The 11,400-nt window shown below is 56.9% G+C and carries 12 protein-coding genes; 10 read left to right on the forward strand and 2 right to left on the reverse strand.

Annotation, left to right across the window (positions count from 1 at the left end; translation table 11 throughout):
* Positions 1–18: 18 nt before the first annotated feature.
* Complete coding sequence (gene rbn / locus F0Q32_RS03735; protein ID WP_149462022.1) at positions 19–936, reverse strand: ribonuclease BN; 918 nt, start codon at positions 934–936, stop codon at positions 19–21.
* A gap of 50 nt (positions 937–986) precedes the next feature.
* On the opposite strand from rbn, the gene F0Q32_RS03740 reads away from it, so the two are divergent.
* The 8 genes from F0Q32_RS03740 (at position 987) to menE (ending at position 8,880) form a co-directional block, all read left to right on the forward strand.
* Positions 987–1,448, forward strand: coding sequence for a GNAT family N-acetyltransferase (locus F0Q32_RS03740; protein ID WP_149462023.1), 462 nt, complete (start codon positions 987–989; stop codon positions 1,446–1,448).
* Between the two features lie 55 nt (positions 1,449–1,503).
* The gene (elaB, locus tag F0Q32_RS03745) at positions 1,504–1,800 is read left to right on the forward strand and encodes a stress response protein ElaB (protein ID WP_015963665.1); all 297 of its coding nucleotides are present in this window, start codon (positions 1,504–1,506) and stop codon (positions 1,798–1,800) included.
* Positions 1,801–1,885: 85 nt separating this feature from the next.
* Positions 1,886–3,178 (forward strand): isochorismate synthase MenF, encoded by a 1,293-nt coding sequence (menF, locus tag F0Q32_RS03750; RefSeq protein WP_149462024.1) that lies wholly within the window; start codon positions 1,886–1,888, stop codon positions 3,176–3,178.
* 78 nt (positions 3,179–3,256) lie between these two features.
* Complete coding sequence (menD, locus tag F0Q32_RS03755; protein WP_149462025.1) at positions 3,257–4,927, forward strand: 2-succinyl-5-enolpyruvyl-6-hydroxy-3-cyclohexene-1-carboxylic-acid synthase; 1,671 nt, start codon at positions 3,257–3,259, stop codon at positions 4,925–4,927.
* Positions 4,924–5,685 (forward strand): 2-succinyl-6-hydroxy-2,4-cyclohexadiene-1-carboxylate synthase, encoded by a 762-nt coding sequence (gene menH / locus F0Q32_RS03760; RefSeq protein WP_149462026.1) that lies wholly within the window; start codon positions 4,924–4,926, stop codon positions 5,683–5,685. Before menD ends, menH begins: the two co-directional genes overlap by 4 nt.
* A gap of 14 nt (positions 5,686–5,699) precedes the next feature.
* The gene (menB, locus tag F0Q32_RS03765; RefSeq protein ID WP_108473603.1) at positions 5,700–6,557 is read left to right on the forward strand and encodes a 1,4-dihydroxy-2-naphthoyl-CoA synthase; all 858 of its coding nucleotides are present in this window, start codon (positions 5,700–5,702) and stop codon (positions 6,555–6,557) included.
* Positions 6,557–7,522, forward strand: a complete 966-nt coding sequence (menC, locus tag F0Q32_RS03770) for an o-succinylbenzoate synthase (RefSeq protein WP_149462027.1) — start codon at positions 6,557–6,559, stop codon at positions 7,520–7,522. Before menB ends, menC begins: the two co-directional genes overlap by 1 nt.
* Complete coding sequence (gene menE, locus F0Q32_RS03775; RefSeq protein ID WP_149462028.1) at positions 7,519–8,880, forward strand: o-succinylbenzoate--CoA ligase; 1,362 nt, start codon at positions 7,519–7,521, stop codon at positions 8,878–8,880. Before menC ends, menE begins: the two co-directional genes overlap by 4 nt.
* Here menE and nudI read toward each other — a convergent pair.
* A complete protein-coding gene (gene nudI / locus F0Q32_RS03780; protein WP_149462029.1) occupies positions 8,872–9,297 on the reverse strand; it encodes a nucleoside triphosphatase NudI in 426 nt (141 codons plus the stop codon). The genes menE and nudI overlap by 9 nt on opposite strands.
* A 255-nt stretch (positions 9,298–9,552) precedes the next feature.
* Here nudI and F0Q32_RS03785 point away from each other — a divergent pair, with 255 nt between their 5' ends.
* Both F0Q32_RS03785 and F0Q32_RS03790 read left to right on the forward strand, forming a co-directional pair.
* Positions 9,553–10,095, forward strand: coding sequence for a YfaZ family outer membrane protein (locus tag F0Q32_RS03785; protein ID WP_149462030.1), 543 nt, complete (start codon positions 9,553–9,555; stop codon positions 10,093–10,095).
* A 94-nt stretch (positions 10,096–10,189) separates the two neighbouring features.
* Entirely contained in the window at positions 10,190–11,386 is a 1,197-nt protein-coding gene (locus F0Q32_RS03790; protein ID WP_149462031.1) for a nicotinamide mononucleotide deamidase-related protein YfaY, read from the forward strand.
* The last annotated feature ends 14 nt before the right edge of the window (positions 11,387–11,400 follow it).

Here is an 11,400-nt window from a genome sequence, read left to right on the forward strand (position 1 = left end):
GGTTCGCCCCCGTTAAAATTACAGCGTGATGATTGTAAAATCCTCCGCCATTTCGCTTGCCGGGAAAATCTCCTGACACTCTGCCAGCATCCGCCGGCATCCTTCGGCGTCATAGCGTGAACTGACGTGCGTAATCACTAAACGGCCTACACCCGCATTACGCGCCAGCTCTGCTGCCTGCCGTGTTGAGGAGTGCCCGCGGCTGTTGGCTTTCTCCTCCATCGCTGTTTCCAGGGTGGTTTCATGCACCATCATATCTACGCCATGTGCCAGCGCAGATGCGCCTTCACACGGTGCGGTGTCGCCGAAAATTGCCAGCGTTTTGCCCGGCGTGGCGGGGGAAAGATAGTCGCGGCCATCAATCACGCGGCCATCTTCCAGCGTCACGCGTAGCCCGTCCTTAAGCTGCTGGAACAGCGGCCCCGGCTTCACGCCTGCGTTAACCAGGGCTTTTGCATCCAGTGCGCCCGATTTTTCATGCTCTTCAACCCGATATCCATAGCATTCGACCGGGTGATTAAGCGGATAGGCCGTGACCTTACGCAGGCCATCATCCATCGCAAAACCGGCGCTCACCTCGACTATCTCCATTGGATAATCGGTCCATGAGCCGCTCAGGCGCAGCGCGGTTTCAACAAACTCGCGTAAACCTTTTGGCCCGTACAGCGTCACCGGGTTCATATTGCCCGCCATTGAACGACTGCACAGCAGCCCCGGCAGGCCAAACAGATGATCGCCATGCAAATGGGTAATGAAGATGCGGTCGATCTTTCCCGGATGCAGCGTGGTTTCCAGCAGTTGATGCTGCGTACCCTCGCCGCAATCAAACAGCCAGACTGCTGGTTGCGTTGGATGCTGATGATGCAGCAGAATGGCGGTGACGTTGCGCGTCCGGGTCGGTACGCCAGCAGATGTTCCCAAAAAAGTCAGTTGCATAACGCCGCTCCCATGGCGGTAAAAAAACAATAACCATAAAGGAGCCTATCATGATTCAGTGGCAGGATTTGCACCATTCTGATTTAACCGTCCCGCAGCTGTACGCGCTGCTTCAATTACGCTGTGAAGTTTTTGTGGTTGAGCAGGCTTGTGTCTATCAGGACATCGACGGCGATGATCTGGTCGGCGAGAATCGTCATCTTCTCGGCTGGCAGGGCGATACGCTGGTGGCGTATGCGAGACTTCTGAAAAGTGAAGATGGTTTCTCCCCCGTTTCTATTGGTCGGGTGATCGTCAGCCCTGCCGTTCGTGGGGAAAAACTGGGTTATCAACTGATGGAACGCGCGCTGGCAAGCTGCGCGCAACACTGGCCGGAACGCGCGCTGTATCTGGGCGCACAGGCGCATCTGCAGAATTTTTATCGCCACTTTGGTTTTATTCCGGTCACCGATGTTTACGATGAAGATGGCATTCCGCACGTTGGGATGGCGTGCGAGGTCGGGCAGGCGTAACCGGCAAGCGTTGACTATAGTTATCCCACTGGTTTAGCAAACATGGAGATAAACTATGGTGAATGAAACACATATTGACGACGACTTGACTCTGCTGAGCGATACTCTGGAAGAGGTGCTTCGTTCTTCCGGCGATCCCGCTGACCAGAAATATGTCGAGCTGAAAGCCCGTGCGGAAAATGCGCTGCATGATGTTAAATCCCGCGTGAGCCATGCTTCAGACACTTACTACTACCGGGCGAAAAAAGCGGTTTACCGCGCTGACGACTATGTGCACGAAAAACCGTGGCAGGGTATCGGCGTAGGTGCTGCGGTCGGGCTGGTTTTAGGTCTTTTATTGACCCGTCGCTGAGCAAAATCACACTCCCTAATCATGGGTACTGCTTTTTACAGGCAGTACCCCGTATAATATACGGTTTTAGAATAGGGAGGTTCGCGTGCTATCCGTTTCTGCTGCGCTAAAGAGTCTGGCTGACTCTCTGTCGGACGATTTTCCCGCTTCACCCGGCACGCGAACTATCGAAGTTCCTTTTACCCTGAATGATGCGTTTGACCCACTCTGCTGGTTAAATGCGCAGGCAGTCTGGCCGCAATTCTGGTGGCAGCAGCGCAGCGGCGATGATGAACTTGCCGCCCTTGGCGCGACCGTTTCGTTTTCCTCCCTGGCGCAGGCCGAAGATTATCTCGCCCGCTATGATGCTGATGATATTCGTATTTGTGGCCTGAATAGCTTTGATGACAGGCAGAGAGCACTTTTTTTGCCGCGTCTGGAGTGGCGCCGTGAGGGCGGACATGCGTCGTTAAGAGTAAACCTCGCGAGCGACACCTCGTTGCAGGCAGACGCCGTGGCAGCGAAAGCGTTTATTGCGCAGCTGTCGTCACAAAGCGTCTGTCATACATCCGCGCTGACGCTGGAAAGCGAGATACATCGACCGGGTGAAGCCGGATGGCGCGGTCTTATTGAACAGGCCACGCTTGCCATCGCCGACGGCGAGCTCGATAAAGTCGTGCTGGCGCGCGCCACCGATCTGACGTTTACGGCGCCGCCCGATGCCGGTGCATTAATGGCCGCCAGCCGTAGGGTAAATCTCAACTGCTATCACTTCTTTATGGCGTTTGACGCCGGGCAGGCCTTTTTCGGCTCGTCCCCGGAACGGCTGTGGCGCAGGCGCGGTCTCGAACTGGTCACTGAAGCGCTGGCAGGAACCGTCGCCAGCCATCCTGACCCGACTCAGGCGCAGCATCTGGCCGAGTGGCTGATGAATGATGATAAAAACCAGCGCGAGAACATGCTGGTGGTGGACGACATCTGCGCGCGTTTGCAGGGGGATGTCGATACGCTGGATATCCTGCCCGTTGAAATCGTTCGCCTGAGAAAAGTTCAGCATATACGCCGTGTTATCCAGGCTACGCTGAAAGAAGCGAACGATTATCGCTGTTTAATGCAGCTTCAACCGACCGCGGCCGTTTCTGGCTTACCGCGTACACAGGCCTTCGATTTTATTGATTGCTTTGAGCCGTTCTCACGGGAATGGTACGCAGGCTCGGCAGGCTATATCAGCCGCCGTCAGAGCGAGTTTTGCGTTACCCTGCGGTCGGCGAAGGTCAGCGGCAACACCGTGCGGCTTTACGCAGGCGCGGGCATTGTTGCCGGGTCGCAGGCCGATTCAGAATGGCAAGAAATAGAAAATAAAGCAGCGGGGCTGCGTTCTTTATTGTTCTCTGAGTAGAACATTAACGACTCATATCAAAATCTCATTGTTTCGTATTATTTATACTGAGTCGCAATATTGATACCGGACAAACATATGTCAGTAAGCGCTTTCAACCGACGCTGGGCGGCGGTGATCCTTGAAGCTTTAACCCGTCACGGCGTGCGCCATATCTGCATCGCTCCGGGGTCACGTTCCACACCGCTCACCCTGGCGGCCGCTGAAAACCGTACATTTATTCATCACACGCATTTTGATGAGCGTGGGCTGGGTCACCTGGCGTTAGGGCTGGCAAAGGTTAGTCGCCAGCCGGTCGCGGTGATTGTTACCTCTGGAACGGCGGTGGCGAACCTCTATCCGGCGCTGATTGAAGCCGGGCTCACCGGGGAAAAAATCATTCTGTTGACCGCCGACAGGCCTCCGGAGCTGATTGACTGTGGGGCAAATCAGGCGATTCGTCAGCCGGGCATGTTTGCTTCACATCCCACAGAAACGCTTTCTTTGCCGCGTCCGAGCCAGGATATTCCGGCTCGCTGGCTGGTCTCTTCGATTGATCACGCGTTGGGCTCGTTGCATGCGGGCGGCGTACACATTAACTGCCCGTTCGCTGAGCCGCTGTATGGCGAAATGGACGACACGGGCCTCGACTGGCAGCAGGCGCTGGGCACGTGGTGGCAGGAAGACAAACCCTGGCTGCGTGAATCGCTGCATCTTGAAAGCAATAAGCAGCGCGACTGGTTCTTCTGGCGGCAAAAACGCGGCGTTGTGGTTGCCGGGCGCATGAGTGCGGAAGAGGGTAAAAAGGTTGCCGAATGGGCGAAAACGCTCGGCTGGCCGCTGATTGGCGATGTCCTTTCGCAAACGGGCCAACCGTTGCCCTGTGCGGATTTGTGGCTGGGTAATGCGGCGGCAGTGAGTGAACTGGCGCAGGCGCAAATTGTGGTGCAGATTGGCAGCAGCTTGACGGGCAAACGCCTGTTGCAGTGGCAGCAGGCCTGTGAGCCGGAGGAGTACTGGCTGGTGGATAATCTCACCGGGCGATTAGATCCGGCACATCATCGTGGTCGCCGACTGGTATGCGAAATAGATCATTGGCTGGAACTGCATCCGGCAGAAAAACGCACGCCGTGGTGCACGGCGATCCCGCGTCTCGCTGAACAGGCATGGGATAACGTCCGCGCCATTAGCGAAACTTTCGGCGAAGCGCAACTGGCACATCGCATCCGCCATTATTTGCCGCAGCAGGGGCAGCTTTTTGTCGGCAACAGTCTTGTGGTCCGGTTGATTGACGCGCTAAGCCAGCTTCCTGCCGGGTATCCGGTCTACAGCAATCGCGGGGCCAGCGGTATCGACGGCTTGATCTCAACGGCGGCGGGCGTGCAGCGCGCCAGCGCCAAATCAACCCTGGCGATTGTGGGCGACCTCTCCGCGTTATATGACCTCAACGCGCTTGCGCTGCTGCGCCAGGTTTCTGCGCCTTTCGTACTTATCGTGGTGAACAACAACGGCGGGCAGATTTTCTCGCTGCTGCCTACCCCGGTGGAGGAGCGAGAACGCTTCTACGCCATGCCGCAGAATGTGCATTTTGAACATGCGGCGAAAATGTTTGGCCTGAATTATCATCAGCCGCAGGACTGGGCCGCACTTGAAGCCGCGCTCGATAAAGCCTGGCGTACGCCCGCCACCACGGTGATTGAACTGGTGGTGAACGACACCGATGGCGCACAAACCCTGCAACAGCTGCTGGCGCAGGTCAGCCATCTATGATGTTAAATGCCGTTGCGCGCGAAGGCGATGCCGGGCAACCGTGGCTGGTATTCCTGCACGGTTTCTCCGGTGATTGCCGTGAGTGGCAAACGGTAGGCGAGGCGTTCCCACGCGCCTCGCGGCTTTATATTGATTTGCCCGGTCACGGTGGTTCTGCCGATTGCCGGGTAACCCATTTCGCCGACGTGAGCGCGGCGCTGCAGGCAACGCTACTTAGTTACAACATCCTCAACTACTGGCTGGTGGGTTATTCGCTGGGCGGACGTATTGCGATGACGTTTGCCTGTCAGCATCAGTGGCAAGGATTGTTGGGCGTGGTGGTTGAGGGGGGGCATCCGGGGCTGCAAAGCGCCGAACAACGGGCGCAGCGCTGGCAATCGGACAATCACTGGGCGCAGCGTTTTGCCTGTGAACCGCTGAACCAGGTGTTTGACGCCTGGTATCGGCAGCCGGTCTTTGCCAGCCTGACGTCTGCGCAGCGCGACGCACTGGTGGCGCTACGACAAAACAATGACGGCAGCGCGCTGGCGGCTATGCTATTAGCAACGTCGTTAAGCGTGCAGGACGATCTGCGCGATGCCCTGCGCGATCGTAACTTCCCATTCTGGTATCTCTGCGGCGAACGCGACAGCAAATTCAGGGCCATAGCCGATGAGCTTGCCGCGCCTTGCCATGTAATTCGTAACGCCGGACACAACGCGCATCGGGAAAACCCCGAGGGCGTGGTGGCGTGTCTGGCGCAGATTGTGCATCTCTGACTATAGGACACACTATGATCTATCCTGATGAAGCTATGCTTTACGCGCCGATTGAATGGCAAGACTGTTCTGAAGGCTACACCGACATTCGTTACCAGAAATCCGCTGACGGCATTGCCAAAATCACCATCAACCGTCCGCAGGTGCGTAACGCGTTCCGTCCGCTGACCGTTAAAGAGATGATTCAGGCGCTGGCCGATGCACGCTATGACGACAACATCGGGGTCATTGTCCTGACGGGCGAAGGTGACAAAGCCTTCTGTTCCGGGGGCGATCAGAAAGTGCGTGGTGACTACGGTGGATACCAGGATGATGCAGGCACGCACCATCTGAACGTACTCGATTTCCAGCGCCAGATCCGCACCTGCCCGAAACCGGTAGTCGCGATGGTGGCAGGCTATTCCATCGGCGGCGGTCACGTACTGCACATGATGTGTGACCTGACGATTGCGGCAGAAAACGCCATCTTCGGTCAGACGGGCCCGAAAGTGGGCTCCTTCGACGGCGGCTGGGGCGCATCCTACATGGCGCGTATTGTCGGGCAGAAAAAAGCGCGTGAAATCTGGTTCCTGTGCCGCCAGTACAATGCTCAGGAAGCGCTGGATATGGGCCTGGTTAACACCGTTGTGCCACTGGCTGACCTCGAAAAAGAGACCATTCGCTGGTGTCGCGAAATGCTGCAAAACAGCCCGATGGCCCTGCGTTGTTTGAAAGCGGCGCTGAACGCCGACTGTGATGGTCAGGCGGGCCTGCAGGAACTGGCGGGTAACGCTACGATGCTGTTCTACATGACCGAAGAAGGTCAGGAAGGGCGCAATGCGTTTAACCAGAAACGCCAGCCTGATTTCAGCAAATTTAAACGGAACCCGTAATGCGGTACGCGCAGGTTTACCGCTGGCAGATACCGATGGACGCGGGCGTGGTACTGCGCGAACGGCGGCTAAAAACCCGCGACGGATTGTTTGTCTGGCTCCGTGACGGCGAACGCGAAGGCTGGGGAGAAATCTCCCCACTTCCGGGTTTTAGCCGTGAAACGCTGGACGACGCGCAATCCGCATTACTCAATTGGGTGCAAAGCTGGCGACAGGGCGCTGAGACCCCGTTGCCGGACCTGCCCTCGGCGGCGTTTGGCATTAGTTGTGCGCTGGCGGAACTGGACGACACGCTGCCGATGACGGCAGATTATCGTGCTGCGCCGCTGTGTACCGGCGACCCGGATGAACTGGTGCTGGCGCTGGCAGATATGGCCGGCGAAAAAGTCGCGAAGGTGAAGGTCGGACTGTACGAGGCGGTACGCGACGGCATGGTGGTTAATCTGCTGCTGGAAGCGATTCCCGATTTGCAGCTGCGGCTGGATGCTAATCGCGCCTGGACGCCGCTCAAAGCGCAGCAGTTTGCCAAATATGTCAACCCGGCATTCCGCGATCGCATCGCGTTTCTCGAAGAACCGTGTAAAACACGTGATGATTCACGCGCGTTTGCTGCGGAAACGGGCATTGCTATCGCGTGGGATGAAAGCCTGCGCGATGACGATTTCCGCTTCGAAGCTGAGCCCGGCGTGCGCGCGGTGGTGATTAAACCGACTCTCACCGGTAGCCTGCAAAAAGTGCAGGCGCAGGTGGCGGCGGCGCACGCGCTGGGGCTGACGGCGGTCATCAGCTCTTCCATTGAGTCGAGCCTTGGGCTGACGCAGCTGGCCCGTATTGCGGCCTGGCTGACGCCGAATACGATCCCGGGCCTTGATACCCTCAATCTGATGCAGGCGCAGCTGATTCGCCGCTGGCCGGATAACCCGCTGCCGTGCCTGGACATGCTGTCGCTGGAGCCGTTGCTGTGAGTTTTTCTACCTGGCCCTGGCGTGACTGGCGAGAGCAGCGGGGCGTTGCGTCTGCGCTGCGCCTCGACAATGAGACGCTTCACTGGACGCAGTTGTGTGAGCGAATCGACGCGCTGGCCGCCGGTTTTCAGGCGCAGGGCGTACGCGATGGTGACGGCGTAGCGCTGTGCGCGCGCAACCGGGGGGAAACGGTGCTGGCCTGGCTGGCATTGTTACAGTGCGGGGCGCGTGTTTTACCGCTTAACCCGCGTCTTCCCACCTCGCTGATTAACGCCTTACTGCCGGGGTTAACGCTGCGTCACGTGCTCAACCTGGAAAACAGTGAGATTGCCTACTCACTGCCGCGCCTCACGCTGCAAGAATCAAAGGGTTACCATGATATTGGCTGGCGACCTGAACGACTGGCATCCATGACGCTCACTTCGGGCTCCACGGGCCTGCCAAAAGCGGCGGTACACACCTGTGCGGCGCATCTTGCCAGCGCACAGGGTGTGTTAAGTTTGATTTCGTTTTCTGCAGATGACTGCTGGCTGTTGTCGTTGCCGCTGTTCCATGTCTCCGGACAAGGGATTTTTTGGCGCTGGCTCTATTCGGGCGCGCAGATGGCGGTGAGCGAGCGACCACTCGCTCAGGCGCTGCAGGGCTGTACGCATGCCTCGCTAGTGCCAACCCAGCTTTGGCGTTTGTTGAATGATGACCAGCCACTGTCGTTGAAAGCCGTGCTGTTAGGCGGCGCGGCCATTCCTGCCGACCTGACCGAACAGGCAAGCGCGATGGGTATCCGTACCTTCTGCGGCTACGGTCTTACCGAATTTGCCTCTACCGTATGTGCGCGTGAAGCTAACGGCGGCGATGATGTGGGAACGCCGCTTGCCGGGCGTGAGCTCAAACTGGTGAACGGTGAAGTCTGGCTACGTGCGAAAAGCATGGCCTCGGGCTACTGGCGGGATGGCGCGCTTGTGCCGTTGGTCAATGCTGAGGGGTGGTTTGCCACGCGCGATCGCGGCGAGCTCCGTGACGGGAAGCTCTTTATCATCGGACGTATGGATAACCTTTTCTTTAGCGGCGGGGAAGGTATCCAGCCGGAAGATGTCGAGCGAGTGATTGTGGCGCATCCTGCGGTTTCGCAGGTATTTATTGTTCCGCTGGATGACCCTGAGTTCGGACAGCGCCCGGTCGCGGTAGTGGATTGTGAAAGCGATGTCGAACTTTCTGTGCTGGCGACGTGGGTGAAAGGTAGACTGGCGGGCTTCCAGCAACCGTGTCACTGGCTGCGGTTACCGGAAACGATGAAAAATAGCGGAATTAAGGTCTCTCGCCATCAGTTACGAGAGTGGGTTGCGCAAAAATTAAAGTAGCCCTTTCAGCGTCAATGTCTTGCGAGTAGCGACGTTCAGATCGTAGCTCGCAAGATCTTCCTGTTTCACCCACGCGTAATCCTGAAACTCATCGTTCAGTACAATCTCACGGTTGGTGCTGACGCAGTCGAAAATCAGGTAAATCATATAGATCTCTTCCTGATGGCCATCGGCGTAGGTTTTGGTGCGCACGTCGTCGCTAAAGGTCCACGGTGTAATGTGGCTTAACACCAGTTTTTCCCCGAGTTCTTCGCGAATTTCGCGACGTAGCGCCTCTTCAATTTTCTCGCCGGGCTCTACGCCGCCACCCGAAAGCGCCCACTGACCGGGGAAGACGCCACGATCGTCCGCCATTTTGCACAGTAACCAGGCGCCATTATTTTGAATGAGCGGGCATACAATCGTTCTTTGGCGCATAAGTAAATCCTTATATAAGACTGAGTTAATCCTATTGTACGTTTATAATCGTCAGTAATTTGCGAGGTTTCTCCGGAACGAGAGAAAAGACCGCATTAAAGTCCACATTCCCTCACCTTGAGTAATACTTTCAAGTCGCAATTACTTACAATTTGAAGAGTGATCGCCCTTTTAGTTCATGGATTTGGCGATATTCAGCAGTACAATTCGCCTGATTTTTGGTAATTCACACTGTGCTTGCGGGAAAGGATTAAAATGAAAAAGAGCATACTATTTGGCCTGATGGGGATGCTGTTGCTCCCGGTTGCGGCAAATGCAATCAGCATTAGCGGCCAGGCTGGCGAAGAGTATACCAACCTTGGCGTCGGCTTTGGCACCGAATCGACGGGCCTGGCGCTGAGCGGTAACTGGGCGCATAACGACGATCACGGCGATATCGTGGGTGCGGCATTGGGAATGAACATTCCATTAGGGCCGTTCATGGCTACCGCGGGTGGCAAAGGTGTTTATCTGAGCCCGAACTACGGTGATGATGGTTACGCGGCGGCGGTTGGCGGCGGGTTGCAGTGGCAAATTGGTGAACGCTTCCATCTGTTTGGTGAGTATTACTACTCGCCGGACTCGCTTTCCAGCGGCGTAAAAGATTACGAAGAAGCCAACGCGGGTGGTCGTTTTATGCTTATGCGTCCGTTAAGTGTGGAAGCGGGGTACCGCTATATCAACCTCGCCGGCAAAGATGGCAATCGCGACAGCGCCGTGGCGGATGGCCCATACGTCGGCGTCAGCGCTAACTTCTGATTCTCCCCGGCGCGGCACTCTGCCGCGCCAGTTTTCTCGTTTTTATTCCTCGCCTTGCGCTATAGTAAATCGTCCTCTTTTACTGGAGAAAGCGATGATAAACGTAGAGATGCTGTCTACGGGCGATGAAGTCTTATACGGGCAAATTGTGGATACCAATGCGGCCTGGCTTGCTGATTTCTTATTTGAACAAGGTTTACCGCTTTCCCGGCGTAACACGGTGGGCGACAAACTCGATGATCTGGTGTCGATTCTGCGCGAGCGCAGTACTCAGGCTGATGTCCTGATTGTTAACGGCGGTCTGGGGCCGACGAGTGATGATTTAAGTGCGCTAGCTGCGGCAACGGCGAAAGGCGAATCACTGGTACTGCATGAGCCGTGGCTGGCGCAGATGGAGAAATTCTTCAAAGAGCGTGGCCGCGTGATGGCGCCGAGCAATCGCAAACAGGCGGAAATTCCTGCCAGCGCCGAGTTTATTGATAACCCGGTGGGTACGGCCTGCGGTTTTGCCATTAAGCTCAACCGTTGCCTGATTTTCTTCACCCCTGGCGTGCCGTCTGAATTTAAGGTGATGGTTCAGCAAGAAATTTTGCCACGCCTGCGCGCACGTTTTGAGATCCCCGAGCCGCCGCTGTGTCTGCGACTCACCACGTTCGGGCGTTCTGAAAGCGATCTCGCGCAAAGTCTCGATCACCTGACGCTGCCTGCGGGCGTATCGATGGGCTATCGATCATCGATGCCGATTATTGAACTCAAGCTGACTGGCCCGGCGAGTGAACGTCAGGCAATGGAAGCCCTGTGGCCGGAAGTGAAAGAGGTGGCGGGCGATAGCCTGATTTTTGAAGGCACCGAAGGCTTGCCGAAACAGCTCTCTCGCGCATTGCAGGATAAGCAGTTGAGCCTGACGCTGAGCGAACAGTTTACCGGCGGGCTGCTGGCGCTGGAGCTGCAACGCGCGGGTGCGCCGCTGCTGGCCAGTGAGGTGATTCCATCGCAGGAAGAGACGCTGGCGCAAACGGCACGGTGGGCGGAAGAGCGCCGCGAAAACCATTTTGCCGGCGTAGCGTTGTCGGTGACCGGGCTTGAAAACGAGCATCTGAACTTTGCGCTCTCCACCGCAGAAGGTACCTGGGCGCTGCGTGTGAAGTTCAACACCACGCGCCACAGCCTGGTTGTGCGCCAGCAGGTTTGCGCCATGATGGCGATGAATATGCTACGCCGCTGGCTTAACGGGATGGATGTCGCCAGCGAACACGGCTGGATTGAAGTGGTGGAGACGTTGAAGGTATAGCGGTGTGGCATTGC

The organism is Pseudocitrobacter sp. 73 (assembly GCF_008369545.1).
In the GTDB taxonomy this organism is placed as follows: domain Bacteria; phylum Pseudomonadota; class Gammaproteobacteria; order Enterobacterales; family Enterobacteriaceae; genus Pseudocitrobacter; species Pseudocitrobacter vendiensis.

Bases quoted from the DNA above. Each gene is read 5' to 3' on its own strand.
- rbn (WP_149462022.1), bottom strand. From the start codon at position 936: ATGCAACTGACTTTTTTGGGAACATCTGCTGGCGTACCGACCCGGACG.
- F0Q32_RS03740 (WP_149462023.1), top strand. From the start codon at position 987: ATGATTCAGTGGCAGGATTTGCACCATTCTGATTTAACCGTCCCGCAG.
- elaB (WP_015963665.1), top strand. From the start codon at position 1,504: ATGGTGAATGAAACACATATTGACGACGACTTGACTCTGCTGAGCGAT.
- menD (WP_149462025.1), top strand. From the start codon at position 3,257: ATGTCAGTAAGCGCTTTCAACCGACGCTGGGCGGCGGTGATCCTTGAA.
- menH (WP_149462026.1), top strand. From the start codon at position 4,924: ATGATGTTAAATGCCGTTGCGCGCGAAGGCGATGCCGGGCAACCGTGG.
- menB (WP_108473603.1), top strand. From the start codon at position 5,700: ATGATCTATCCTGATGAAGCTATGCTTTACGCGCCGATTGAATGGCAA.
- menC (WP_149462027.1), top strand. From the start codon at position 6,557: ATGCGGTACGCGCAGGTTTACCGCTGGCAGATACCGATGGACGCGGGC.
- nudI (WP_149462029.1), bottom strand. From the start codon at position 9,297: ATGCGCCAAAGAACGATTGTATGCCCGCTCATTCAAAATAATGGCGCC.
- F0Q32_RS03785 (WP_149462030.1), top strand. From the start codon at position 9,553: ATGAAAAAGAGCATACTATTTGGCCTGATGGGGATGCTGTTGCTCCCG.
- F0Q32_RS03790 (WP_149462031.1), top strand. From the start codon at position 10,190: ATGATAAACGTAGAGATGCTGTCTACGGGCGATGAAGTCTTATACGGG.